The organism is Rhodococcus sp. NPDC076796 (assembly GCF_040702765.1).
Taxonomy (GTDB): Bacteria; Actinomycetota; Actinomycetes; order Mycobacteriales; family Mycobacteriaceae; genus Rhodococcoides.
Genome location: NZ_JBFBMS010000001.1, coordinates 462,697 through 486,514 on the forward strand (window position 1 = coordinate 462,697; position 23,818 = coordinate 486,514).

Below are 23,818 nucleotides of genomic sequence, written 5' to 3' on the forward strand. Positions count from 1 at the left end.
ACCTACGGGTCCATCCGAACCGACGATCATGTACCCATGCACACGTCGTCGGATTTCTTCGTCCCCACCATCGACATCTCGCCGTACGTTCTCGGTGATGCCACCTCGGCGGCCGACGGGACCGGCCGGCGCAGCGTCGCAGCTGACATCGATTACGCTTGCAGCACAGTCGGATTCATGCAGATCCTCGGGCACGGCGTTCCCGAGGACACCGTGGCCGCACTCGCGTCGGCGATGGATTCGTTCTTCGGACTCGACTCGGCGGCGAAGCGGGCCTACATCTGCCCACCCGAACGCAACCGCGGGTACACCGCCCCGAAAAGCGAATCGCTGAGCCTGAGTCTGGGAGTCGAATCGGCGTCGGGCATGAATGACTGGTTCGAGGCCTTCAACGTCGGGACGGGCGAGCCGAACATCTGGCCCCACTCTGCGGGGTTCCAGCGCGCCGTCGAAGAGTATTTCACCGAAGCAGCGCGGGTGGCCCGGACGCTGACCACTGTGTTCGCCGATGCACTCGATGTGTCACCGAATGTGTTCTCCGACATCACCGATCGATCGCTGGACACCCTGCGGATGAACAACTACGCGCTCGAACCCGGCTTGTGTGTGCCGGACACCGAGCTCACCGGGATGAGCGAGCACACCGACTACGGCTTGGTGACGGTGTTGTGGGCCGATCGTGTGCCCGGTCTGCAGGTTCTCGGCACCGACCGACGGTGGCACGACGTGCAACCCGTCGAAGGAGCGTTGCTCGTGAACCTGGGCGATCTGACGGCCCGACTGACCAACGATCGCTGGATGTCGACGCTGCATCGAGTGCGTCCGCCGATCACCGACGGGACGATCCAGCGCAGGCGCTCTGCCGCCTTCTTCCACGACGGCAACCTCGACGCGGTGATCGCGCCACTGCCGTCGTGCATCGAGCCCGGCGACGTGGCCCGGTACGAACCGGTCACCGTGGCCGAGCACATTCACGCCAAGCTCGCGGGTTCCCGAGGGGGAACTGCCAATGCCTCGGCAACCCGCGAAGCCGAGCGGGTGCGCAATGCCGTTATTTGACGTCGAGCAGGTCGATCACGAACACGAGCGTCTTGCCGGACAGGCGGTGACCTGCGCCTGCGGGGCCGTAGGCGAGCTCCGGCGGAATGGTGAGCTGACGGCGTCCGCCGACCTTCATTCCGGGAATGCCGTCCTGCCAGCCCTGGATGAGTCCGCGCAGCGGGAACTGGATGGATTCGCCACGGTTCCAGGACGAGTCGAACTCTTCGCCCGAGTCGAACTCGACGCCGACGTAGTGCACCTCGACGTTTCCTCCGGCCACTGCTTCTGCGCCGTCACCCTCGACGAGGTCGACCGTCACCAGGTCCACGGGTGGGGGTCCGGCCTGAAATTCGATTACTGGCTTCGTCACTGAAGTCTCCTGCGGTTGCGCCGGCCCGCCGACGCCGGCTGTGGTGCTCTGAATGGATATGGTCTGAACGTTGAGCAGTTCGACTCTACGTCGTAGACGGGTGCCGACGGGCGCTGGCACCCGAAAAAGACACGTATCCGCTGGTCAGACCCATCAGCAGCTCGGGGCATACGATGTAGTGCATGAGCGACACGATCCGCGTCAGTCTCGCCCAGATCACCAGTGGCGAACACCCCACCGAGAACCTCGAACTCATCGACACTCATGCCCGTGCCGCCGCGCACGCCGGCTCGGACCTCGTGGTGTTTCCGGAGGCGACGATGCGGTGTTTCGGCGGGCCGATACGCAAGTTCGCCGAGCCCCTCGACGGCGAATGGGCGAACGCGGTGCGTGACATCGCGTCCGCCGCCGGCATCACCATCGTCGCCGGAATGTTCACTCCCGCTGCAGAAGACAGGGTGACGAACACCCTTCTGGTCACCGGCCCCGGAATCGACGCGAGCTACGACAAGATTCACCTGTTCGACGCCTTCGGATTCGCCGAATCCGATACCGTCGCACCGGGTTCGGAGCCTCTCGTGGTCGATATCGCCGGAGTTCGAGTCGGCTTCGCCACCTGCTACGACATCCGATTCCCAGCCCTTTTTCAGAAACTGGGGGATCTCGGCGCGGAGCTCGTGGTGGTTCCGGCGTCGTGGGGATCCGGTGACGGCAAGGTCGAGCAGTGGACCCTGCTCGCTCGCGCTCGCGCCCTGGATTCGACGACCTTCGTCGCAGCCTGCGACCAAGCCGAACCCGCTGCTGCCGAGGGTAATGCGCCATTGGGCGTCGGGCACAGCATCGTCTGCTCCCCCACCGGCGAGATCCTCGGCCAACTGGACGCGACGCCGGGAATGCTCACCATCGACATCCACACCGAGTTGGTCGACGCCGTGCGCAAAACTCTGCCGGTGTTGAAGAACCGCAAGCACTTCGACGCCTGATGCTGCCGCGAACTCGAAGTTATGGACGGAATTCGGCCGAAAAGCATCCATAACTTCGAGTTCGCCGGGACACCAGGCCCCCGTCACGCACCGAGTTCGCAGTTATGTCGAGGAAATAGCCATTTTGGCTGCATAACTGCGAACTCGGCGCAGCAGGAAACGACAACGCCGCCGGACCCTGATGGGAGTCGGCGGCGTTGGGTACAGCGAGATCTAGCGGGAGCTGACGTCCTGGTAGTCGCGCTCGGTGTAGCCGGTGTAGATCTGGCGCGGACGGCCGATCTTGCCGGTCGTGTCCTCGTTCTGCTCGCGCCAGTGCGCGATCCAGCCCGGGAGGCGACCCATCGCGAACAACACCGTGAACATGCGCGGCGGGAAGCCCATCGCGCGGTAGATCAGGCCGGTGTAGAAGTCGACGTTGGGGTAGAGCTTGCGCTCGACGAAGTAATCGTCGGTGAGCGCGGTCTCCTCGAGTTTGAGCGCAATCTCGAGCAGCTCGTCGCCGTTGCCCAGCTTGCCGAGGATCGTGTGTGCAGTTTCCTTGACCAGCGTCGCGCGCGGGTCGAAGTTCTTGTACACACGGTGTCCGAAGCCCATGAGCTTGACGCCGTCTTCCTTGTTCTTGACGCGACGCAGGAACTCGGAAGCGTCGCCGCCCTCGGCCTTGATCTTGTCCAGCATCTCGAGCACGGCCTGGTTGGCACCGCCGTGCAGCGGGCCCCACAGCGCGTTGATGCCGCCGGAGATCGAGGTGAACAGGTTGGCCTGCGAGGATCCGACGAGGCGGACCGTCGACGTCGAGCAGTTCTGCTCGTGGTCGGCATGCAGAATGAGCAGCATGTCCAGTGCCTTGACGATCTCGGGATCGACCTCGTACGGCTCGGCCGGGAAGCCGAACGTCAGACGCAGGAAGTTCTCGACCAGGCTCTTCGAGTTGTCCGGGTACAGGAACGGCTGACCGACGGACTTCTTGTAGGCGTACGCCGCGATGGTCGGCAGCTTGGCCAGCAAGCGGATGGTCGAGAGTTCGACCTGCTCCGGGTCGTTGGGGTCGAGCGAATCCTGGTAGTACGCCGACAGTGCGTTGACGGCGCTCGACAGCACCGGCATCGGGTGCGCGTTACGGGGGAAGCCGTCGAAGAACCGCTTGAGGTCCTCGTGCAGCAGAGTGTGCCGACGGATCTTGTCGGTGAACTTCTCGAGCTGATCCTCGGACGGCAGCTCACCGTAGATCAGCAGGTAGCTGACCTCGATGAACGACGACTTGCCCGCGAGCTGTTCGATCGGGTAACCGCGGTAGCGCAGGATGCCTGCGTCACCGTCGATGTAGGTGATGGCCGACTTGGTCGACGCGGTGTTGACGAACCCGCCGTCCAACGTCGTGTAGCCGGTGGTGGCCAGCAACTTTCCCAGCTCGATGCCGTTGTTGCCCTCGGAGGCCTCGGCAATCGACATGGAGTACTCGCCACCGGGATAGGTGAGGGTGGCTTTGGCATCATTCTCAGCGGGCACGAATGGTCCCTCTCGAACTCGTGTAACGGACACGTACTTGAAGCGGACAGTTCTAACGTCGATAGTGAAACTAGTCTCTCGACGCCTCGGACGCCCAGGGAGGGTCGGCACCGGGTCGAGAAACCGTGATTGCCGCTGCTTTTGCGGCGAAATCGAGCGCTTCTTGCCAATCTTGCTTGCTCATCTCTTTCACCGCGTTCGATGTGATAATGCTCTCCTTCTGCAAAAAGCTGAGCAGAGCCCCGTGCACGGTGTCACCAGCGCCGATCGTATCGACGACGTCGACCGCGACACCCGGCACCGAGATCTCCTCGGCTGTGACAATTCCCGTACCCGACGCCTCCGCGGGTGCCGTGAACACCGAAATTCCGTCGCCGCCGCGGGTCATGACCACTGCGGTGACCCCGGACGCGAGCCAGTCGTCGACCGTTGTGCCCTGGGTTCCGAGCCCCAGCCAATGCGAGTCGTCCTCGGAGACCTTGAGGATGTCGATGCTGGGCAACCACGAACGGAAACGGTCGCGAAACCCGTCGGCGGTGATGTCTCCGCTGGTGCTGTCGATGGCGGCAGGCCGGATGTTCGGGTCGAGCATCGTGAGCTTGCCCGCCGCCCGGGCCCGGTGCAGCAGGCCCGCGTACATCGACGCGCCCGGCTCGTAGAGCAGCGACAATGTGCCGAACGAGAGCACGCTGATCTCGTCGGGCAGATCGCCGGGATCGGCGACGAGGCGGTCGGCCGTGCCGTCGGCGTAGAACGAGTACTCGGCGCTGCCGTCGTCGGCGAGGGTGGTCATCGCCAACGTCGTCGGCTCGTCGCCGCGCTGCACCCACGTGGTGTCCACTCCCGCGTCGCGCAGACTCGCCAGGATCTGCTCGCCGAACGGGTCGCGGGAGATCCGCGAGAGATATGCGACGGGCGAACCCAGTCGACCTATCGCGACGGCGACATTGAACGGGCCGCCGCCGAGTTTGGGCGAGAGCAGCGGCCCCTCGTGCACCGGGACCAGATCGACCAACGCCTCGCCGCACACCAGAATGGTCACTTCTCGTACCTCATTCCCCAGGTGCCGGACCAGGATTGCCCCGGATCCAGCACGATCAGATCGATTTCGGAATTCAACGCATCGGGCGGGCACGTCATCGGCTCGATCGCCAACGCCCGTCCACGCTCGGGATAGGCCTGATCGTTGGCGGGATCGGCAGTGAACACCTGAACCCACCCGAAGCTGCTGTCGGTCCACAGCACGGTCGCGGTGCCGTCGGGGCCACGAAGAACATGGTTCGCCCGGCCGTCGGCCTCGGGAAGCGAGGCGCTGAACGGAGTGTCCAGCTGCACGCCCTGCAGCGTTCGCGGCTGCCGGAAGTCGTACTCGGTATCGGCCGTCGGCACCGAATTGCCCACGGGCAGATTACGAACCGAGTCCAGCGGCAGCCGCGTCCCGGCCGAGAGCTCGAGCGTGCACTCGTCGAGCGGCACGTCCCCCACCCTGACGAACGTGTGAAAACCCATCCCGTAGGGCGCGGGCGAATCACCGGTGTTCTTCGCCGTTGCTGTCACTGCGAGACCGTCCGCCGACAGCTCGTGCACCACGGTGACGGTCACCGAGAACGGCCAACCCTGATGCGTACCGATGTCCACACTCTGTTCGACGCGACTGTCGGTGTGCTCCACGAGAGTCCACGCCACGCGTCGGACGAATCCGTGACTGGCGTTGTTTCGAGCGGGCTCGGTGATCTCCATCCGATGCTCGACGCCTTCGAATGTGAACGTGCCGTCGGCCGTCCGGTTGGGCCACGGGGCCAACACCAGTCCCGCCGACAGCGGCGGCTTCGAACCCGCCTCCCACGTCTCGGTGAGCGATGCGCCGTCGTACTCGAGCGCCCGAAGGCCCGCTCCGACGGCAGCGATGTCTGCCCGATACTTGCCGCTCGTCAACGAATACGTCTGCGCGTCAGCCATGAGTGCCATTCTTTACCACCGCACCCACTCGGTAGCGGATGAACGCCGGAAGTGCCAGCGCGGCGATCGAGACCCCGATGACGACCAGCACTCCACCGCCCGCAGCTGCGGCCGCCGTGCCGACGGATGCGGCCGCTGCGCCGTGCAGCACGTCCCCGACGCGCGGGCCACCGGCGACCACAACGATGAAGACACCCTGCAGGCGACCGCGCATCTCGTCGGTGGCGACCTGCTGCAGCATCGTGCTGCGGAAGGCCGCCGAGATCATGTCGGCTCCGCCGCCGAGGGCCAGGAACGCCAGTGCGAACCACAGGGCGACAGTGGTGGCCCCGTCGGTGGCCGCGCCGACGGCCAGACCGAAGCCGATCATCGCCACGCCCCACACCACGATGCAGATCAGCACCGCCAGGCCCTGCCTGCGCACTCGGGGCAGCCAGCCGGAGAACACTCCACCGACCACAGCGCCCGCGGACATCGCCGCGAACAGCATGCCCAACACCGGACCGCCCGACGCCGGATCGCCGAAGCTCTCGTGGGCGATCTGCGGGAAGAGCGCACGGGGCATACCGAACACCATGGCGATGATGTCGACGACGAACGAGGCCAGCAGCACCTTCTGCGTCGCGAGGTAGGCGAAACCGTCGAACACCGAACGCAATCCGGCGCGCTGACCCGACTTCGCCGGCGGAATCCCCGGCAGCCGGATCACCGCCCACAGAGTGGCGAACAGTGCGATGGTGTCGATGAGATAGAGGGTCTCGAGCCCGATGTAGTAGATGAGAATGCCGGCGCTGAGCGGTCCGGCGATAGCGCCGAAATTCATCACCGTCATGTTCAGCGAGTTCGCGGCGGGCAACTGCTCGCCAGGCAGGATTCGCGGGAGAAGCGCGCTGCGCGTCGGCTGATTCACCGCGAAGAATGCCTGCTGAACGGCCAACAGCACCAGGATGATCCACACATTGTTCAGGTCGAGGAACGCCTGCAACCAGAACAGCGCCGACGTTCCGATCAGGCCGCAGGTGGTGATCATCAACAGGGTGCGTCGGTCCATCACATCGGCCAGCGCCCCACCCCACAGACCGAACACGATGAGCGGCACCAGCGCGAAGACACCGGTGAGGCCCACGTAGGCCGAACTCAGCGTGATCTGGAAAACCTGTTGCGGCACAGCGACGATGGACAGCTGCGCCCCGATGACGGTGACGATGTTCGCCAACCACAACCGCTTGTAGGCCGGAGTCTTCAGCGGAGTCGTGTCGGCAAGAATGCCGCGCAACCCGCTCACGGTTGCAGACGCTCGATCACACCGCTTGCCACAGTCAGGCGAATTCGGTTGTGCATGCGGCTCGTTCGGCCCTGCCAGAATTCGACCGTCTCCGGTTCGACGCGAAAGCCGCCCCAGTTCGGCGGAACCGGCACCTCGATTCCGTCGAACGTCGCGGTGACCTCGGCCAGTCGCGCAGCCAGATCCTCCCGCGAGCCGATCGGGCGCGACTGCTCGGACGCCCACGCCCCCAGCTGGGACCCCCGGGGCCGCGTGCGCCAATACGCTTCGGTGGTTTCGGCGTCGACCTTGACCACCGGGCCGCGGACGGTGAGCTGGCGGGCAATTCCGATCCACGGGAACGTGATCGACGCATACGGCGTAGCGGTGAGCGCACGGCCCTTGTCCGAGTCGTAGTTGGTGTAGAACACCACCCCGGATGCGTCGAAGTCCTTGCACAACACGGTGCGGGTGGCCGGTCTACCTGCCTCGTCGACCGTCCCCAACACGATGGCGTTGGGCTCGGGCAGATTCGCGGCTATCGCGTCGGACAACCACTGCTGCGCCAGCGAACACCACCCGCCCGCCAGAGCATCGACGTCGAGGTCCTCGGGCTCTCCGTAGTCCACCCGCATGTTCGCCAGGCGCTGTTCATCTGCAGACACAAGCCCAGACGCTACTCCCGCGTAGAACCCGACTATGGTTCTGACGAAGTACGCCCGGATGCGGCGCAGAGCCGGGTGCAGTTGCGACGAGGGAGTCCACAGGCCATGGCTGTTCAAGAAGTTCCCGAGGATTTCGTCTCCGGACTCGAAGGTGTCGTCGCGTTCACCTCCGACATCGCCGAGCCCGACAAGGACGGTGGCGCACTGCGGTATCGCGGCGTCGACATCGAGGAACTCGTCGCGCAGAACGTCACTTTCGGTGATGTCTGGGCACTGCTCGTCGACGGCGAGTTCGGTCGAGGACTACCACCGGCCGAACCCTTCCCGCTGCCGATCCACACCGGTGACGTCCGTGTCGACGTCCAAGCCGGATTGGCGATGCTCGCTCCCATCTGGGGCTACCAACCGGTGCTCGACATCGACGACTCCACCGCTCGCGACAACCTCGCCCGCGCGTCGGTGATGGCCCTGTCCTACGTCGCCCAGTCCGCTCGCGGTATCTATCAGCCCGCGGTCCCGCAGACGCGCATCGATCAGGCCGCAACCGTCACCGAGCGATTCATGGTCCGGTGGAAGGGCGAACCGGATCCCGCCCACGTCGCTGCCATCGACGCGTACTGGGTCTCGGCCGCCGAACACGGCATGAACGCCTCGACGTTCACCGCGCGCGTCATCGCCTCCACCGGAGCCGACGTCGCCGCCTGCCTCTCCGGTGCCATCGGTGCGATGTCCGGGCCCCTGCACGGCGGCGCGCCCGCTCGCGTCCTGCCGATGATCGAGGAGGTCGAGAGAACCGGCGACGCACGCGCCTTGATCACCGGAATCCTGGACCGCAAAGAGAAGCTCATGGGCTTCGGGCACCGCGTCTACCGCGCCGAGGACCCTCGCGCCCGTGTTCTGCGCGCCACGGCCAAGAGACTGAACGCACCGCGCTACGAGGTCGCCGCCGCGCTCGAGCAAGCTGCACTGACCGAACTGCGTGAGCGCCGGCCCGATCGAGCTATCGAAACCAACGTCGAATTCTGGGCCGCAGTGATCCTCGACTTCGCCGAGGTGCCGGCGCACATGATGCCCGCCATGTTCACTTGCGGACGTACCGCGGGCTGGTGCGCGCACATCCTGGAGCAGAAGCGACTGGGCAAGCTCGTCCGACCTGCTGCCCTCTACACCGGCCCCGAACCGCGCTCACCCGAGTCCGTCGAAGGCTGGGACCTGATCCGGTAGTCGAAGCTGGAGTAGCACCCGACTACCCTGTGGGTGCCATATTCCATCGACGCTAGGACGCGCTACTCCATGGCCGAATTGCCGATCATTCCCGCCGATCTCCTGCCCGCCGACGGACGCTTCGGCTGTGGCCCGTCCAAGGTTCGCCCCGAGCAGCTGCAATCCCTGGTCGACGTCGGCGCTTCCGTGTTCGGCACCAGCCACCGTCAGAAGCCCGTCAAGGACGTCGTCGGACGCGTGCGCAGTGGTCTGAAGGATCTGTTCTCGCTGCCCGAGGGCTACGAAGTCGTCCTCGGCAACGGTGGCACCACCGCATTCTGGGACGCTGCTGCGTTCGGCCTGATTCGCGAGAAGTCGCTGCACCTGACCAACGGCGAGTTCAGCTCGAAGTTCGCCTCGGTGGCCAAGAACAACCCGTTCATCGGTGATCCGATCGTCGTCAAGGCCGAGCCGGGCAGCGCGCCCGAGCCCACCTCCGACCCGTCCGTCGACCTCATCGGTTGGGCGCACAACGAAACCTCGACGGGCGTGGCCATCCCGGTCAGCCGTCCGGCCGGCTCCGAGAACGCCCTCATCGCGATCGACGCCACCTCCGGTGCAGGCGGTCTGCCGGTGAACGTCGCCGACTCGGACGTCTACTACTTCGCTCCGCAGAAGTGCTTCGCCGCCGACGGTGGCCTGTGGGTCGCGCTGATGAGCCCGGCCGCACTCGAGCGCGTCAGCGAAATCGCTGCCACGGATCGGTGGGTCCCGGACTTCCTGTCGCTGCCGATCGCCGTCGACAACAGCAGCAAGAACCAGACGTACAACACCCCGGCCGTGGCGACACTGCTGATGTTCGCGGACCAGATCGAGTGGCTGAACGCGCAGGGCGGCCTCGATTGGGCCACCAAGCGCACCGCCGATTCGTCCTCACGCCTGTACGACTGGGCCGAGAAGAGCGAGTTCGCAACGCCGTTCGTGACGAACCCGGATCACCGCAGCCAGGTCGTCGGCACCATCGACTTCGACGAGAAGGTCGACGCAGCCCAGGTTGCGAAGATCCTGCGCGCGAACGGCGTCGTCGACACCGAGCCGTACCGCAAGCTCGGCCGCAACCAGCTGCGTGTCGGTATGTTCCCGGCCATCGAGCCGGACGACATCACCGCACTGACCAAGAGCATCGACTGGGTCGTCTCCACCCTGAGCTGATTACCAGCAAGCTCACAGCTCCAGCGCTCCCTTCGAGGCCTACACTTGCTATCAAGTAAGCAAGCGTAACGACCTCGGAGGGAGCGCTCGTATGTACAGGCTCCTGGCATCGGCGCTGCGGATTCGTGTGACTCTGGTGTACTGCGCACTCGCGGTGGCAGGCACGATAGCGCTCGGCCAGATCGGCCCGCACGATCGCTGGCACGTTCTCCACGCGGCGAGCACCAATCTGCACAATCTGACCGACGGCCACCTCGCCACCCTCGTCACGAGCGTCTTTCTCACCGAAGGACGGGTGAACTGGCTGTGGTTGGCCGCGGTCGCTCTGTTGTTCGCCGTCGCCGAGTGGATCTCCGGCTGGCGACGCTTCCTGCTGACCTTCAGCGCCGGACACCTCGGTGCGACGGCGTTGGTTGCCGTCGGACTGCTCATCGGCATTCACAACGATTGGCTCTCGGACTCGCTGGCGATGGCCGTCGACGTCGGTGTCAGCTACGCAGCAGCCGCGGTCGCAGGGTCGATGATTCGGTACCTGCCGATGCCGTGGCGTGCAGGCTGGGCCGCACTGTGGATCGGTGTCGTCGCGATCAGTGGAGTGTCGGACCCGTCCTTCACCGCCGTCGGGCATGCGATTGCCCTGACCATCGGCTTCGGTTTGGGCGTCCTCTACCTTCGCAGAGACGCATCGGCGTTGTCCCACAAAGCAATCGACGGAAGATCGACCGAATGGGTGCAGCCGAGCCCGCAGCTGTCTACCCTCTGATAGGGAAACGATCGTCGGCAGAAGCGATGCGTGTCGAACACCCACCGAATACGGCAGGTGAACTAGGCTCGAATTCGACGGTATCGCGAGCCGGCGCGATGAGGAGGTCAAGGTGCGAGACTTACGTGTGGTGGGTCTCGAGGCCGACGGAAAGTTCGTCGTGTGCGCAGATCCCAAGACCGGCGACAGATTCCGGCTTCCAGCCGACGACAAGCTCCGCGCGGCCTCTCGCGGTGACATCGCTCGACTAGGACAGATTGAGATCGAAATGGACAGCTTGCTTCGGCCGAAAGAAATTCAGGCCCGTATCCGCAGCGGAGCGACCATCGAACAGGTTGCCGCCGACTCGGGAATGGCCATCAGTCGCGTCGAGGTGTTCGCTCACCCGGTGCTGCTCGAACGCTCGCAGGCCGCGTCGATGGCCCAGGCCGGTCATCCGCTGCGCCACGACGGCCCGGCCGTGCAGACCCTGCTCGAGATCGTCACCCTCGCCTTCCGCGCTCGCGGCCACAATCTCGACGACGCGGCGTGGGACGCCTGGCGCGACGAGGACAACAAGTGGGTCGCGCAGCTCAAGTGGCAGGCGGGCCGTACCACCAACAAGGCGCACTGGCAGTTCCTGCCCGACGGGCACGGCGGCACCATCGCGCCACTCGACGACACCGCACACGAATTGATCGATCCCGACTTCGGACGCCAACTACGCGGTCTGGCACCGGTGCGCGCACTGACGTCGGCCGATGATTCCGACGACGAGGCCTCGCAGCAGAGCTTCGACGAGTACTACGGCACCACCGCCGACAGCGAGATCGACGCCGAGACCATCGAGGTCGAGGTGGACGATGCGCCGACTCCCGAGACCGAGCAGCCACGCGAACCGGTGGCCAGGGAGCCCAGGCCCGCACCGAAGCCTGCCGCCGGTCACACCAGTGGCAAGGACAAGCGTGGCAAGCCCGCCATGCCGTCGTGGGAGGACGTCCTGCTCGGCGTTCGCAGCAGCGGTCACAACTGAGTTCTGATGTGACCGATGTGCCGCGCGGTGCAGAACCGCCGACGCTCACACCGTAGGCTTCCCAGGAGGTAACGGAGAGAGAGGTGCCGGTAGTGGGGGCCAAAGCATCAACGATCTGGTACGTGGACGCACCGGATCCCATTTCGGTACTCCGAGAGGCCACCACCTCGGACTGGAATGCTGCCAGCGCACTCGTCGGACGTCTGTACCCCCACCTGACGGCAGTGCCCCTCGGACAGGGTCCGATATCGACCTCGGCAGGCGTGGACGACGATCACGTCTTCATCGGTTGCTACCCGGGCGTCACCGTGGTCTGCGGGTCCAATCTCGCGGTGCCCACACCGTCGACGCTTCCCGAATCCTTCACTCGCCCTCTGGCGTCCGAGCACACCTACCTCGTCGCCTCGGATCCCCAACACGCCTGGGGTGCATTCGCGTACTGGGAGCGCGGTGAGTTTCGCCGATCCTTCAGCGCCACCCCGGTGTACATCTACGAGGACGCGGGCCTGCCGCTGGTGTGGGAGCGATCGTTCTGGGCCGGTGAGCATCCGCTGATCTACCCGCCCGGAGTGATGCCGGATCCGCAGTCGCTGCCGTTCCACCCACAGGAATTCGCCGAGGCGGCCAACGCCGAGTGGCTCGGATTCCGCTACACCGGCGCACCGCACGCGGACGAATTCGATCCGAACACCCTGCCGGTCTGCGGCTTCACGATGTACGTTCCGGGGCAGGAGCCGCCGCCGCCGAACCAAAGCTCGAACGGCCGCGCCGCACAGGAACCGATGCCCGACGCCCCCGAGGAACAGGCACCGCGGCCGAAGAAGCGTTGGTTCTCGCGCAAATAGCGTCTCGGGGTGGGCACCGTTGCACGCAACTACCGCCTCTCGACGGGTTTCCGCCGATTGTCGCCGGTAGTGCGCAATTCTGCCCGCACCCAGTGCCCGGCGAACGTCAGAACGCCAGCGCCGCCAGTGCCACGAAGCTCAGGATGGAACCGATACCGGCTCCGTACACGGCCCAGCGCCACACCGGTATCGCGAGCCACCGCATGACCGTCGGTGCTGCACCCGCAACGACGATGATGTTCAGACCGATCGCGAGCAGCGGATGAATTCTGGCCAGTTCCAGACCGAAGGCCGTCAGTGCCACACCCACGAGCGCCGCCGAGATCACGGCGATCGGGATGCCGGTCCAGCGGACGCCCGGGTCGTTGTCGTTCACGTCAGGCGCACGCGTTCGTAGAACCCCATCGCCGCGGCCGTGGCCACATTGAGTGAATCGGTGCCGGGAGCCATCGGAATGCGCGCGCGAATGTCCGTGGCACGCATGGCATGTTCGGTCAGACCCGGGCCCTCCGCGCCGAGCAACAACGCGACCTTCTCCCCCGTCATCGCCGCCGCCAGTGATACCGCCGCCGGATTGGGCGTCAGCGAGATCAGCTGAAAGCCATGCGCGCGAACGCGATCGAGGCCGCGCGGCCACTCGGGCACCTTGGCGAACGGCACCCGCAGCACATGCCCCATCGATACCCGCACCGAACGTCGGTAGAGCGGATCCGCGCATGCGGCCCCGAACAGCACCGCATCCACTCCGAGGCCTGCCGCGTTGCGGAACATCGACCCGAGATTCTCGTGATCGTTGACGCCCTCGAGAATCGCCACCGTCTTCGCTCCGGCCAACACCTCGTCGAGATCGAGGGCCTGCGGCCTGTTCGCCGCCGCCAACACCCCTCGATTGAGATGGAAGCCGACGACCTCGGCCATCACCTCGGCGGAGGTCCGGTAGAACGGAACGTCCGAGTCGACGAGATCGTCGCGCAAGGCGTCGAGCCGTCGATCCACGCCCAGCAGGCTGATCATCGGAAACCGCGAGGTCAGCAGGCGCTGCGCAACCAACACACCCTCGGCGATCACCAGGCCCTTGCCCTCGGGCAGGTCGGGCCGCCGATCCGACGAGTTGAGATCGCGAAAATCGTCCAGTCGCGGGTCCGATGGGTCGTCGATGTCGATTACATGCACCACGTGCTCATCTTGTCACCCGACCGATTTCGAGACTCCGTCGGCGAAGGCCTACTTCTGTATGGCAGATTTTTCGGGTCGTTCCGCGGGCTCCACTCCTGTATGGAAAAGTAAAGAGCGATGACTACCGACGAATCGATCACCATCCGTACCGCCACCGACGACGACTGGGATGCCGTCGCGCTGCTCGACGCCCACGCATTCGGCGAGCACCAGAACGCCGAGGACCTGGCCGAGACGCAGATCCTGACTCAGTCCGAGCACGTGTACCTGGCGTGGGACGGCGAGACCCCGGTCGGTGTGGCCATGCACTTCCCGATGTCGGTCACCGTTCCCGGTGGTGCGCAGGTCGAGGCTTCCGGAGTCTCCTGGGTCTCGGTCGCGCCGACGCATCGTCGACGCGGCATCCTGCGATCGATGTTCACCCAGCAGCACCGCGCCCTGAACGACGCGGGCGCACCGCTCTCGCTGCTCACGGCCAGCGAGGCGACGATCTACGGACGCTTCGGATACGGACCGGTGACCGAGGAGATCAGCGTCTCGATCGATCGTCGATTCGCGCAGTTCCGCAAGGACGCTCCCCCGGCCACCGGTGTCCGGCTGATCGAATCGGCCGAGGCAGCCGAACTGCTCCCCGACATCTACCACCGCTGGCAGCAGCAGACCGCAGGCGCGCAGCCCAAGCCGCCGATCCGCTGGGAGCGGTTCTTCGCCGATCGCGAGAACCGACGCGAGGGTCTGACAGCACTGTTCTTCGTCGTCCATCCCGACGGATACGTCGCCTACCGGCGCGGTCGCAACCCCAGCCGGGTTGTGGTGCAAGAATTCATCGCGGTGACCGACGACGCGTACGCCGCGCTGTGGCAGATACTCGTCGGAGTGGACCTGGTCGACACCATCGAGGTACGGCAAGCACGGGACGAAGCGCTGCCGTTCCTGCTGACCAACAATCGGCTCCCGAAGGTCACGGCTCACCACGACGCGCTGTGGGGCCGCATCATGCACGTCGAGGCAGCGCTGGAGGCTCGCACCTACGCTCTCGACACCTCGCTGATCATCGCGGTGCGAGATCCCTTCCTCGATGCGGGCGGCACCTACTCGCTGACCGTGACCGACGGCCGCGCCACCTGCACCCGGGTCGAATCCGAACCGGACATCGAACTCGATATCGACGTGCTCGCAAGCATCTACTTCGGCACCCACCGTGCCCGCTTGTTCGCCGCGGCCAACCGCCTCACCGCGCGCAACGACGCGTCACTGCACGCACTCGACCTGACATTCGGAACTGCGCGCCCGGCCGTCATGGGTTGGGGTTTCTAGGACTCTTCGGCTCATCGATCGCGGTCGCCGAGCCGCCCCGCATCCAGAGGGCTGCGCACAGCGTCACCGAGAGCAGCACCGTCGTGTAGACGATGAAGTCGGCGCTGCCACGGCCGCTGGTGGCGTGGTAGATCAACGGTGCCGTGCCCCCGAACAGGGAGTTCGCCACGGCGTAGCCGAAGCCGACGCCGAGGGCACGAATGTGCGCGGGGAACACCTCGGCCTTGGCGATGCCGTTCACCGACAGGTAGCAGGTGAGAACGACGAACGCGCTCACCAGGATGACGAACACCGCAGGCGGAGACGTCACCCGGGTGGTGGCCAGCACCAATGCGCCGGTGGCCGGTATCGCCAGCGCCCCGAACGCGACGAGAAGAGGCTTTCTTCCGATGCGGTCGCTCAGCGCACCGCCGACCGGCTGCAGCACCATCAGCACCACGAAAGCAGCGAGAACCAGACCGGTCGCGATGAGCTCACCCCTGGCGCCGTCCGCAGCGAAGAACGTCTCGCGAACGATCGAGGGAACCGTGACGGTGTAGGTGTAGAACGCCGCACTTCCTCCCGCGGTCAGCAAGAACACCCAGACGAGCGGACGCCAATGATCGCGGAACAGCGCCCCCATCGTGGCGTCTCGGTCTGCCCGTGGTGCTCCCGGTTCGCGGGGCGCGCGATCGAGTCCGCGCGCCTACCACAGCGACGCCAGGCCGGCCGCGCCTCCCGCGGCGAACGCGAGGCGAAAGCCCCATTCGGAGATTGACACACGGTCCGTGCTCGCGAGGAGCACGAGTAGACATCCCTGCGCGAGCACGAGGCCGCCGACGATGGTCGCGGCCTGGAACGAGGCGAAGAATCCGCGGTGTCCGCGCGTGCCCGACTCGGAGAGCAACACCGTCGCCGCCGCATATTCGCCACCGGTGGCGATGCCCTGCACGATGCTGACGACCGCGAGGATCACCGCAGCCCAGGCACCGATGTCGTGGACCGTGGGAGTCAGCGCCAGAGCCACCGATCCGGCCAACATCAGCGTGACCGCCGCGACGAGCGCGAACTGTCGGCCTCGCACGTCCGCCAGCCTGCCGAACAGCCACGAGCCGAGCGGGCGTACGACGAAGGTCAGTGCGAAGAGTCCGTAGACGTAGACGAGTGAATTGGTCGAAGCCGGATCGAAGAACTCGGTCCGAAAATACGGCGCGAACGTCGCGTAGAGATACAGGTTGAACCACTGCACCAGGTTCGGAATCGAACCCGCCAGAATGACGCGTACCTGCGTACGACGGTCGGGGCTCGCCGACTCGGTGCGATTCACGTGCTGAAGGTACCCGGCCTCCGACCGTACCGCGCGCGATTCGTGCGAGCCGAACAGCCGTCGCGTAACAGCACGCGCATGACTTTTGTCATGGCTGGATCGTGACGGTGTCACTTCAGGTCATGATGCGCCGCACTGTTTTCGGTGGTTCGGTCGCAGCAGACTCGTAGTCATGAAGCAACCAGACGAAGGAAACCTGTTCACCGATCTCATGGAGCTCGGGCCGGCTCCGACGATGGCGCGTGAGATCGTCGTCATCGTCATCAGCATCGCCATTGTCGCCGTGCTGTTCGCGATCGTCGGTACGTCGGTTCCGGCGTTCGTCGCACTCGGCGTCATCGTCGCCTTCATGGGCGTGCGGTTCGTCATCGGACTCCGCCACTGGGAGAAGCAATCATGACCATCATCGAAGTCAATGGTATGACTCGCCGCTACGGTTCGGGCAAGAATGCTTTCGAGGCCGTGAAGGAACTCGATCTGCATGTCGCGGAGGGTGAGCTGTTCGGTCTGCTGGGCACCAACGGTGCCGGCAAGACGTCCACTCTCGAAGTGATTCAGGGACTTTCACGGCCCAGCGAGGGCACGGTGCGGATCATGGGAATGGATCCGGTGTCCGATCGCCGCAAGGTTCGACCGTCTCTGGGCATCATGCTGCAGAAGGGCGGCCTGCCCCAGGATCTGACCACCGCGGAGAGCCTGCGGATGTGGGCCGGCACGTGCAGCAACCCGCTGCCGACGGCGGAGGTGCTCGAGCGTGTAGACCTGGCCGACCGCGCCGATACCCGGGTGAAGTTCCTCTCGGGCGGCGAGCAGCGCAGGTTGGATCTGGCGTGCGCCATCATCAGCCGTCCGCGAGTGCTGTTCCTGGACGAACCGACCACCGGACTCGATCCCGAAAGCCGCCGCAACACATGGCGTTTGATCCAGGAGCTGAAGAACTCCGGTGTGACGATCATGCTCACGACGCACTACCTGGACGAGGCCGAGTCACTGTGCGATCGACTGGCGATCATGCACCGCGGCACAGTCGTTCGCAGTGGAACGGTCGACGAGGTGGTTGCCGACCACCCCGCGAAGATCGAACTGAAGGCCCCCGGTACGGCGTTGCCGACACTGCCCGGTACCGCGATCGACGTCTCGGGAGAGACCATCTCGATCCAGACGTCCTCGGTACAGGACACGCTCACCGACCTGCTCGTGTGGGCCCGCACCAATGGAGTGACCCTGCACGGCCTCGACGCCCGAGCAGCATCGCTCGAAACCGTATTCCTCTCCATCGCAGACGAATTCGACAATCCGGACTTCACACACACGAAGGTGATGAGCGCATGAGCACGATGACCGCACTGTCACGAGCAGAGTTCACTCTGCTCGGACGCAACCGAGTACTACTGTTCAACGCGATCGTCATGCCGTTGATCTTCCCCATCGCACTGCTGATCGTCGGCAGCCGCAGCGACGACGGATTGACCGATGCAGGCGTCGGAGCTGCACTCGAGATCTTCGCACTGTTCCTGCTCGTGTTCATGGTGTACTACAACATGCTCTCGGTCTATGCCACGCGACGAGACGAGTTGGTGCTGAAGCGACTTCGCACCGGAGAGAGTTCGGATGTGCAGATTCTGCTCGGACCGGCAATTCCCTCGCTGATTCTCACCGTCGTCCTCGGCCTGATCGTCGGCGCAGTGGTGCTGGCCTTCGGCGGACCCGTCCCCACCAACGTGCTACTGGTCGTGGCCGCCCTGTTCGGCGGTGCTGCACTGTTCGCTGCCCTGGCGCTGATCACGTCGGCGTTCACCCGCAACGCAGAGGCCGCGCAGATCACCAGCTTGCCGGTGATTCTGGTCGCCATGGCCGGCTCCTCACTGCTCCGTGACGCCCTCCCGGATTCGTTCAGCAGGGTGATCGACCTGACCCCGATGGCCGCGGTCTCGGACCTGCTCAACCTGGGCTGGTTCGGCACCACCACTCCCGGAGACGCGTCGATCGGCTTCGCTGCCACCTTCACCGAAGCCGGAATGCCGCTGGTGGTGATGCTCGCCTGGATCGTCGGCAGCCTGCTGATCGCCCGCACGCACTTCCGCTGGGAACCGCGGTCCTAGATCGCACCTTTCGTCGACCGTCTGCAAGGGTGGAGATCATGAAGCTGCACGAGTACCTCAACCCACTGCACGGCTGGAAAGACAGCAGTGACGTGGAGAAGGTGCGCGTCTACACCCGCCAGTCGTTCCTGACGCTCGCCGTCGCCGTCGCCGTCGCTGCGATGCTCACATCTCTGCAGTACGACGACTATCTGTCGATGGCGGCGGAGGCGGTCTGCGCCGCAGCTACTTTCGTGATCGTGCAGCGCACTCCCGCTATCGGTGGCGAGTCGAAGGCCAGTCCGCGCGTACCCCTGGGCGTCATGGCCGTCTCCGCCGTCGTGGTGGCGTTCAGCGGAGACTCGAACAACATGCTCTGGGCCGCCGCCCTCGCCACCACTGCCGTGGCAGCCCTCATTCCGTTGCGGTGGTGCCTGGCGGCCGCCGTGGCCGCCGCAGTGCTTGCGGCGGCTCTGGGACGCCCTGCGGTCGAGGCGGTCGTGCTCGGTCTCTTCATCGCATTTCTGGCCGTCACCCTGCAACTGTCGGCATGGCTGCTGCGCATCGTCACCGAACTCGACGCCACGCGCGACGCCGCAGCAGCACTGTCGGTCGCCGAGGAGCGATTGCGGTTCTCCCGAGATCTGCACGACGTCGTCGGCCGCGCACTGTCCGCCATTGCAGTCAAGAGCGAACTCGCCGCGACACTGGCTCGCCGGGGTGACGATCGAGCGGCGGGCCAGATGGACGAGGTTCGCGCACTCGCCCAGGAATCGATGACCGACGCTCGAAAACTGGTGCGGGGGTACCGATCGGTCGATGTGGCCTCGGAACTCGACGGCGCTCGATCCCTGCTGTCCGCCGCAGGCATCGCCACCGAACTGGTCGGTGAAACCTCGATCCTGAACGAACGCGCGGCCGAGGCCGCCGCCTGGGTGGTCCGTGAGGGTGTGACGAACATTCTGCGGCACTCCGCTGCCACCTACTGCCGGATCGAGCTGAGCGCCGGCAGCATTCGCTTGACCAACGATCGTCCCAGTGCATCGTCGGGCCGCGACGACGGCACGGGCCTGAGCGGGTTGCGCGAACGATTGGTTGCCGTCGGCGGCACCCTGAATGTCGAGAAGACCTCCGAGGAATTCACCCTCACGGCGGCGCTACCGACCGAGAACCCTAGGACGACATCATGATTCGAGTTCTGCTGGCCGACGACGAGAATCTCATTCGTGCTGCGCTGGCGACCATGCTCGATCTCGAGGACGACATCGAGATCGTCGGGCAGGCCGACTCCGGCGAGAAGGCGCTGACCGTCGCAGCCTCGCTCGCCCCCGACGTGGCAGTGCTGGACCTGCAGATGGGCGGGATCGACGGCATCGAGACGGCCCAGAAGATCGCCGAGACGCTACCCACCTGCGCGTCGATCATCGTCACCAGCCACGGTCGGCCGGGCTACCTCAAGAAGGCGCTCGAAGCGGGCGTGCGCGGGTTCCTCCCCAAGACCACCTCGGCTGCCACCCTGGCCGAGGTGGTGCGCACCGTGCACGGCGGCGGGCGCTACGTCGACCCGACGCTGGCCGCGGAAGCGATCGGAGCCGGCGACTCGCCGCTCACACCGCGCGAGGCCGATGTGCTCGAGTTCGCCGCCGACGGCGCGTCGATCGCGGAGATCGCACAGCGGGCCCATCTTTCGCCCGGCACCACCCGCAACTACCTGTCCGCTGCCGCGGCGAAACTGGGTGCAGCGAACCGGCACGAGGCCTGCGCTCTCGCTCGACGCCACGGCTGGATCTGATCCACCGTCACACCTTCGTGCTCACGGCGACGGTGTCGAGGGTGGGGAGCCGGTGACCGTCTGCGGGTGGTACCACGGTGATCCTCAAATTGTTGTGCCGCAGCAGATACACGGCCGCGAAGAGGCCGGTCGCCAGGGAGATGACCCCGCCGAACAGCAACGGTGCCCGCGGATCGAGGGCGTCGGCGAGCCAACCGAGAACCGGACTGCCCAGCGGAGTGCCGCCGAGGAAGCACAGCATGTAGATGCCCATCACGCGTCCGCGCATGTCGGACGGCACCGACATCTGCAGAATGTTCATCGCCGACGTCGTGAACGTCAACGTCAGGGCACCGGTGGGTATCAGCAGAAGTGCGACGAGCAGGTAGTTGGGCATCAATCCGACGATCAGCTCGAAGGCTCCGAATGCGATGACGGCACCGATGAACAGCCGCAGGCGCGGCGCGCTCGCCCGCCGCGCAGCCAGAGTCGCTCCGGCCAACGTTCCGACTGCCAGGGTGGTCGAGAGCAGACCGTAGGCGTCTGCTCCGCTACCGAACGTGTTGCGCGCCAACACCGACAGACTCAGCGGAAAGTTGAGGCCGAACGTCGAGACCATGAAGACCGTGGCCAGCAGTACTCGTAGGTCACCGCGCCCCCAGACGTACCGAAAGCCCTCCCGCACCTGCCCTTTGGCGCGTGGGGCCGGTTCGACGCGGAAGAGCTGACCGACGTTCATCGCCACGAGGGCACCGAAGACCGCCGCGAACGACACGGCATTGATGAGAAACACCCAGCCGGTGCCGACGAGGGTGATGAGCACTCCGGACACGGCAGGGCCAACGATGCGTGCCATGTTGAAGGTCATCGAGTTCAGCGCGATCGCATTGGCGAGGGTCTCTTTGCCGACCATCTCGATGGTGAACGATTGCCGCACCGGTGCGTCGATCGCGGACGAGCAGCCGAGGATGAATGCGATGACGTAGACGTGCCACAGCTCGACCATCCCCCCGACGTCGAGCACGCCGAGCACCAGACCGCATACCGCGGCGAAGACCTGGGTGATCATGAGTAGCTTGCGCTTGTCGTAACGGTCTGCCAGGACCCCACCCCAGACCGAGAGGAACAGCGTCGGCCCGAACTGCAGGGCCATGACGATGCCGACGGCGAAGCCGTTGCCGCCGGACAGCGTCAGAACGAGCCAGTCCTGGGCAACCCGCTGCATCCACGTGCCGACCAGCGAGACGATCTGCCCCGACGCCCACAATCGGTAGTTGCGAGTCTTCAGGGCGGCGAACATCGTCGAGCCGGAGGTACGGGAAGCAGGGGCCACCGTTCAAATAATAAACCTAGGTAACTACTCGGAGTCGCTGACGAGGGCCCCGATGATCGTCACCGCGTCACGGAGTGTGTCGAGCTGCTCGGGCCCGAGGCCTGCGAGCTGCGCGGTCATCCACGCTTCGCGGGCACTGGCCTCGTCCGCGATCAGTTCTCGACCGGCCGGTGAGAGCGAGACGATCACCTGCCGCCCGTCGGTGGGATGCGGGGTACGCGCCACCAGACCGAGTTCGGCCAACGATGCGATCACCCGCGTCATCGACGGCGGCTGGACCTTCTCTCGCGCGGCCAATGCACCCGGCGTCATGTCGCCCTCCCGACTCAGCGTGGCCAGAGCCGACAGCTGAGTGAGCGAGACTTGCGAGTCCACTCGCCTACCCCGAAGGTGGCGAGTCAGCCTCACCACCGCAAGCGACAGGTCGCTTGCCAATTCCCGATTGTCCTTCACACCATTTCCCGACGTCACAGCGCAGAGAATACGCCCTGGTACCGACCACGCGTCATGTAACCGCCTCGGTGATGGGTCCGACGGCGAAATATGCGACGAACAACAACGCGACGATCCACAACAGGGGATGGACCGACTTCGCCCGACCGGACCCGACCGCGAGTAGGACCCAGGTGATGAAACCGACGCCGATCCCGTTGGCGATGGAGTACGTGAAGGGCATCACCACGATGGTCAGGAAGGCAGGCAGCGCGTAATCGAAGCGGCGGAAGTCGATGTCGAGAACCTGCCCGATCATCAACGCACCCACCACGACCAGTGCCGGAGCAGCCGCTTCGATCGGAACGACGGCCGTGAGCGGGGTGAAGAACATGGCCAGCAGGAAGAGCAGTCCGGTGACGACGTTGGCCAGTCCGGTACGCGCACCCTCGGCGATTCCGGAGGCCGATTCCACGAACACGGTGTTCGACGACGCCGACGCACCGCCTCCGACGATGGCTCCGGCCCCCTCGACGACCAGCGCCTTGCCGATGTTCGGCAATTTTCCGTCCTTGTCCAGCTTCGCTTCCTTGCCCAGACCCGTCATCGTGCCCATCGCGTCGAAGAAATTCGCGAGCACGAGCGTGAACACCAGCAGGCTCGCCGCGAGCACGCCGATGCGAGTGAACGCTCCGAGCAGATCGACCTCGCCCACCAGGGACAGATCAGGAGACTGAATCAACTCGGTTGGCAGCTGCGGGACCGAGAGGTTCCAGCCCTTGGGGTCGACGCCGTTCGACGGACCCACGTCGGTGACGGCCTCGACGATCGCCGCCAGCACCGTCGTGACCACGATGCCGATCAGCAGACCGCCACGCACCTTGCGCACCACCAGCACACCCATCAGCAACAACCCGAACACGAAGATCACCGTCGGCCACGACGCGATGGACCCGTCGATGCCGAGCCCGACGGGAACCGTCGTGCCCGCGGCATCGGGGATGCGGCGCACGAAGCCGGAGTCGACCAGCCCGATGAAGGCGATGAACGCGCCGATACCAGCGGCGATCGCAGCCTTGAGCTCGGCCGGGATCGCGTTGAACACCGCCGTGCGGAATCCGGTCACCGCCAGCAACACGATGATGATGCCGTCGATGACGACGAGCCCCATCGCCTCGGGCCACGTCACCTGCGGTGCGATCGTGACGGCGAGCAGGGTGTTGATGCCCAGGCCTGCCGCGATGCCGAAGGGATAGTTGGCGACGATGCCGAAGGCGATGCTCATGAATCCGGCCACCAGCGCGGTCACGGCGGCGACCTGGGCGACCGGCAGAATGTTGCCGAGCACGTCGGTCTTGGCCGCTGCGTCGTCGGCGGAGAAGCTGCCCAGGATCAGCGGATTGAGGACGACGATGTAAGCCATGGCCACGAAGGTGACCACGCCTCCTCGAACCTCGGATCCGACCGTCGAGCCGCGTTCGGTGATCTTGAAGTAGTTGTCGAGTAGCCGCGACGACAATTGCATGAGCGAACGATAAAGCACACCGAAGCAGTTGGGTAACCGCAGCGGCGC

General features: G+C 65.4%; 26 protein-coding genes. 13 read left to right on the forward strand and 13 right to left on the reverse strand.

Translation table 11 applies throughout. The features are described from left to right. The first annotated feature begins 36 nt into the window (after positions 1–36). A complete protein-coding gene (locus tag AB0366_RS02210) occupies positions 37–1,059 on the forward strand; it encodes a 2-oxoglutarate and iron-dependent oxygenase domain-containing protein (RefSeq protein ID WP_366242539.1) in 1,023 nt (340 codons plus the stop codon). Here the strand turns inward: AB0366_RS02210 and AB0366_RS02215 are convergent. Then, positions 1,052–1,411 (reverse strand): FKBP-type peptidyl-prolyl cis-trans isomerase, encoded by a 360-nt coding sequence (locus tag AB0366_RS02215; protein ID WP_094612261.1) that lies wholly within the window; start codon positions 1,409–1,411, stop codon positions 1,052–1,054. The two genes, AB0366_RS02210 and AB0366_RS02215, sit on opposite strands and share 8 nt — an antisense overlap. A gap of 182 nt (positions 1,412–1,593) precedes the next feature. Here AB0366_RS02215 and AB0366_RS02220 point away from each other — a divergent pair, with 182 nt between their 5' ends. Beyond that, the gene (locus AB0366_RS02220; RefSeq protein ID WP_366242540.1) at positions 1,594–2,394 is read left to right on the forward strand and encodes a carbon-nitrogen hydrolase family protein; all 801 of its coding nucleotides are present in this window, start codon (positions 1,594–1,596) and stop codon (positions 2,392–2,394) included. 213 nt (positions 2,395–2,607) lie between these two features. Here the strand turns inward: AB0366_RS02220 and AB0366_RS02225 are convergent, their stop codons facing one another. From AB0366_RS02225 to pdxH, 5 genes are all read right to left on the reverse strand, one after another. Further along, positions 2,608–3,906, reverse strand: a complete 1,299-nt coding sequence (locus AB0366_RS02225; protein ID WP_037191728.1) for a citrate synthase — start codon at positions 3,904–3,906, stop codon at positions 2,608–2,610. Between the two features lie 70 nt (positions 3,907–3,976). Further along, positions 3,977–4,948: a carbohydrate kinase gene (locus AB0366_RS02230; protein ID WP_366242541.1), complete on the reverse strand. Its 972-nt coding sequence runs from the start codon at positions 4,946–4,948 to the stop codon at positions 3,977–3,979. Next, the gene (locus tag AB0366_RS02235; protein ID WP_366242542.1) at positions 4,945–5,874 is read right to left on the reverse strand and encodes an aldose 1-epimerase family protein; all 930 of its coding nucleotides are present in this window, start codon (positions 5,872–5,874) and stop codon (positions 4,945–4,947) included. Before AB0366_RS02235 ends, AB0366_RS02230 begins: the two co-directional genes overlap by 4 nt. Then, positions 5,858–7,150, reverse strand: a complete 1,293-nt coding sequence (locus tag AB0366_RS02240; RefSeq protein WP_366242543.1) for an MFS transporter — start codon at positions 7,148–7,150, stop codon at positions 5,858–5,860. The genes AB0366_RS02235 and AB0366_RS02240 overlap by 17 nt, the downstream gene beginning before the upstream one ends. After that, positions 7,147–7,764, reverse strand: a complete 618-nt coding sequence (pdxH, locus tag AB0366_RS02245; RefSeq protein ID WP_366242964.1) for a pyridoxamine 5'-phosphate oxidase — start codon at positions 7,762–7,764, stop codon at positions 7,147–7,149. Before pdxH ends, AB0366_RS02240 begins: the two co-directional genes overlap by 4 nt. Positions 7,765–7,899: 135 nt before the next feature. Between pdxH and AB0366_RS02250 the strand changes: the two genes are divergently transcribed. The 5 genes from AB0366_RS02250 to AB0366_RS02270 all read left to right on the forward strand — a co-directional run bounded on the left by AB0366_RS02250 (position 7,900) and on the right by AB0366_RS02270 (position 12,829). After that, complete coding sequence (locus AB0366_RS02250) at positions 7,900–9,018, forward strand: citrate synthase 2 (RefSeq protein WP_366242544.1); 1,119 nt, start codon at positions 7,900–7,902, stop codon at positions 9,016–9,018. 69 nt (positions 9,019–9,087) lie between these two features. After that, positions 9,088–10,209, forward strand: a complete 1,122-nt coding sequence (gene serC / locus AB0366_RS02255) for a phosphoserine transaminase (protein ID WP_121870742.1) — start codon at positions 9,088–9,090, stop codon at positions 10,207–10,209. A 91-nt stretch (positions 10,210–10,300) separates the two neighbouring features. Beyond that, the gene (locus AB0366_RS02260) at positions 10,301–10,972 is read left to right on the forward strand and encodes a rhomboid-like protein (RefSeq protein ID WP_366242545.1); all 672 of its coding nucleotides are present in this window, start codon (positions 10,301–10,303) and stop codon (positions 10,970–10,972) included. A gap of 112 nt (positions 10,973–11,084) precedes the next feature. Continuing rightward, complete coding sequence (sepH, locus tag AB0366_RS02265; RefSeq protein ID WP_366242546.1) at positions 11,085–11,984, forward strand: septation protein SepH; 900 nt, start codon at positions 11,085–11,087, stop codon at positions 11,982–11,984. Between the two features lie 92 nt (positions 11,985–12,076). Then, positions 12,077–12,829, forward strand: coding sequence for a hypothetical protein (locus AB0366_RS02270; RefSeq protein WP_366242965.1), 753 nt, complete (start codon positions 12,077–12,079; stop codon positions 12,827–12,829). Between the two features lie 106 nt (positions 12,830–12,935). Here AB0366_RS02270 and AB0366_RS02275 read toward each other — a convergent pair whose 3' ends face one another. Both AB0366_RS02275 and AB0366_RS02280 read right to left on the reverse strand, forming a co-directional pair. Further along, positions 12,936–13,205, reverse strand: a complete 270-nt coding sequence (locus AB0366_RS02275) for a DUF2537 domain-containing protein (RefSeq protein ID WP_366242547.1) — start codon at positions 13,203–13,205, stop codon at positions 12,936–12,938. Beyond that, the gene (locus AB0366_RS02280; RefSeq protein ID WP_121870747.1) at positions 13,202–14,005 is read right to left on the reverse strand and encodes an RNA methyltransferase; all 804 of its coding nucleotides are present in this window, start codon (positions 14,003–14,005) and stop codon (positions 13,202–13,204) included. The genes AB0366_RS02275 and AB0366_RS02280 overlap by 4 nt, the downstream gene beginning before the upstream one ends. A 117-nt stretch (positions 14,006–14,122) precedes the next feature. Here AB0366_RS02280 and AB0366_RS02285 point away from each other — a divergent pair, with 117 nt between their 5' ends. Next, positions 14,123–15,322, forward strand: a complete 1,200-nt coding sequence (locus AB0366_RS02285; protein WP_366242548.1) for a GNAT family N-acetyltransferase — start codon at positions 14,123–14,125, stop codon at positions 15,320–15,322. Here AB0366_RS02285 and AB0366_RS02290 read toward each other — a convergent pair. Next, the gene (locus AB0366_RS02290; protein ID WP_366242549.1) at positions 15,303–15,944 is read right to left on the reverse strand and encodes a hypothetical protein; all 642 of its coding nucleotides are present in this window, start codon (positions 15,942–15,944) and stop codon (positions 15,303–15,305) included. The genes AB0366_RS02285 and AB0366_RS02290 overlap by 20 nt on opposite strands. A gap of 63 nt (positions 15,945–16,007) precedes the next feature. Beyond that, on the reverse strand, positions 16,008–16,628 hold the full coding sequence (locus AB0366_RS02295) for an MFS transporter (RefSeq protein ID WP_366242550.1): 621 nt from the start codon (positions 16,626–16,628) through the stop codon (positions 16,008–16,010). Positions 16,629–16,800: 172 nt separating this feature from the next. On the opposite strand from AB0366_RS02295, the gene AB0366_RS02300 reads away from it, so the two are divergent. The 5 genes from AB0366_RS02300 to AB0366_RS02320 are packed head-to-tail and all read left to right on the forward strand — an operon-like array spanning position 16,801 to position 20,501. Continuing rightward, complete coding sequence (locus AB0366_RS02300) at positions 16,801–17,028, forward strand: hypothetical protein (RefSeq protein ID WP_183130231.1); 228 nt, start codon at positions 16,801–16,803, stop codon at positions 17,026–17,028. Next, positions 17,025–17,960, forward strand: a complete 936-nt coding sequence (locus AB0366_RS02305; protein ID WP_347873581.1) for an ABC transporter ATP-binding protein — start codon at positions 17,025–17,027, stop codon at positions 17,958–17,960. The genes AB0366_RS02300 and AB0366_RS02305 overlap by 4 nt, the downstream gene beginning before the upstream one ends. Then, the gene (locus tag AB0366_RS02310) at positions 17,957–18,730 is read left to right on the forward strand and encodes an ABC transporter permease (RefSeq protein ID WP_366242551.1); all 774 of its coding nucleotides are present in this window, start codon (positions 17,957–17,959) and stop codon (positions 18,728–18,730) included. The genes AB0366_RS02305 and AB0366_RS02310 overlap by 4 nt, the downstream gene beginning before the upstream one ends. A gap of 38 nt (positions 18,731–18,768) precedes the next feature. Next, positions 18,769–19,899 (forward strand): histidine kinase, encoded by a 1,131-nt coding sequence (locus tag AB0366_RS02315; protein WP_121872647.1) that lies wholly within the window; start codon positions 18,769–18,771, stop codon positions 19,897–19,899. Then, positions 19,896–20,501: a response regulator transcription factor gene (locus AB0366_RS02320; protein WP_121870753.1), complete on the forward strand. Its 606-nt coding sequence runs from the start codon at positions 19,896–19,898 to the stop codon at positions 20,499–20,501. The genes AB0366_RS02315 and AB0366_RS02320 overlap by 4 nt, the downstream gene beginning before the upstream one ends. A 7-nt stretch (positions 20,502–20,508) precedes the next feature. Here the strand turns inward: AB0366_RS02320 and AB0366_RS02325 are convergent, their stop codons facing one another. The 3 genes from AB0366_RS02325 to AB0366_RS02335 are packed head-to-tail and all read right to left on the reverse strand — an operon-like array spanning position 20,509 to position 23,770. Then, the gene (locus AB0366_RS02325) at positions 20,509–21,780 is read right to left on the reverse strand and encodes an MFS transporter (RefSeq protein ID WP_317797822.1); all 1,272 of its coding nucleotides are present in this window, start codon (positions 21,778–21,780) and stop codon (positions 20,509–20,511) included. A gap of 57 nt (positions 21,781–21,837) precedes the next feature. Next, the gene (locus AB0366_RS02330; protein ID WP_037188786.1) at positions 21,838–22,266 is read right to left on the reverse strand and encodes a MarR family transcriptional regulator; all 429 of its coding nucleotides are present in this window, start codon (positions 22,264–22,266) and stop codon (positions 21,838–21,840) included. Between the two features lie 52 nt (positions 22,267–22,318). Then, on the reverse strand, positions 22,319–23,770 hold the full coding sequence (locus tag AB0366_RS02335; protein WP_366242552.1) for an NCS2 family permease: 1,452 nt from the start codon (positions 23,768–23,770) through the stop codon (positions 22,319–22,321). Positions 23,771–23,818 lie beyond the last annotated feature (48 nt).

Excerpts from the sequence above, each read along its gene's own strand:
- AB0366_RS02210 (WP_366242539.1), top strand. The coding sequence starts at position 37 with ATGCACACGTCGTCGGATTTCTTCGTCCCCACCATCGACATCTCGCCG.
- AB0366_RS02220 (WP_366242540.1), top strand. The coding sequence starts at position 1,594 with ATGAGCGACACGATCCGCGTCAGTCTCGCCCAGATCACCAGTGGCGAA.
- AB0366_RS02235 (WP_366242542.1), bottom strand. The coding sequence starts at position 5,874 with ATGGCACTCATGGCTGACGCGCAGACGTATTCGTTGACGAGCGGCAAG.
- pdxH (WP_366242964.1), bottom strand. The coding sequence starts at position 7,764 with ATGCGGGTGGACTACGGAGAGCCCGAGGACCTCGACGTCGATGCTCTG.
- AB0366_RS02250 (WP_366242544.1), top strand. The coding sequence starts at position 7,900 with ATGGCTGTTCAAGAAGTTCCCGAGGATTTCGTCTCCGGACTCGAAGGT.
- serC (WP_121870742.1), top strand. The coding sequence starts at position 9,088 with ATGGCCGAATTGCCGATCATTCCCGCCGATCTCCTGCCCGCCGACGGA.
- AB0366_RS02260 (WP_366242545.1), top strand. The coding sequence starts at position 10,301 with ATGTACAGGCTCCTGGCATCGGCGCTGCGGATTCGTGTGACTCTGGTG.
- AB0366_RS02285 (WP_366242548.1), top strand. The coding sequence starts at position 14,123 with ATGACTACCGACGAATCGATCACCATCCGTACCGCCACCGACGACGAC.
- AB0366_RS02290 (WP_366242549.1), bottom strand. The coding sequence starts at position 15,944 with ATGGGGGCGCTGTTCCGCGATCATTGGCGTCCGCTCGTCTGGGTGTTC.
- AB0366_RS02300 (WP_183130231.1), top strand. The coding sequence starts at position 16,801 with ATGAAGCAACCAGACGAAGGAAACCTGTTCACCGATCTCATGGAGCTC.
- AB0366_RS02305 (WP_347873581.1), top strand. The coding sequence starts at position 17,025 with ATGACCATCATCGAAGTCAATGGTATGACTCGCCGCTACGGTTCGGGC.
- AB0366_RS02310 (WP_366242551.1), top strand. The coding sequence starts at position 17,957 with ATGAGCACGATGACCGCACTGTCACGAGCAGAGTTCACTCTGCTCGGA.
- AB0366_RS02315 (WP_121872647.1), top strand. The coding sequence starts at position 18,769 with ATGAAGCTGCACGAGTACCTCAACCCACTGCACGGCTGGAAAGACAGC.
- AB0366_RS02320 (WP_121870753.1), top strand. The coding sequence starts at position 19,896 with ATGATTCGAGTTCTGCTGGCCGACGACGAGAATCTCATTCGTGCTGCG.
- AB0366_RS02325 (WP_317797822.1), bottom strand. The coding sequence starts at position 21,780 with ATGTTCGCCGCCCTGAAGACTCGCAACTACCGATTGTGGGCGTCGGGG.
- AB0366_RS02335 (WP_366242552.1), bottom strand. The coding sequence starts at position 23,770 with ATGCAATTGTCGTCGCGGCTACTCGACAACTACTTCAAGATCACCGAA.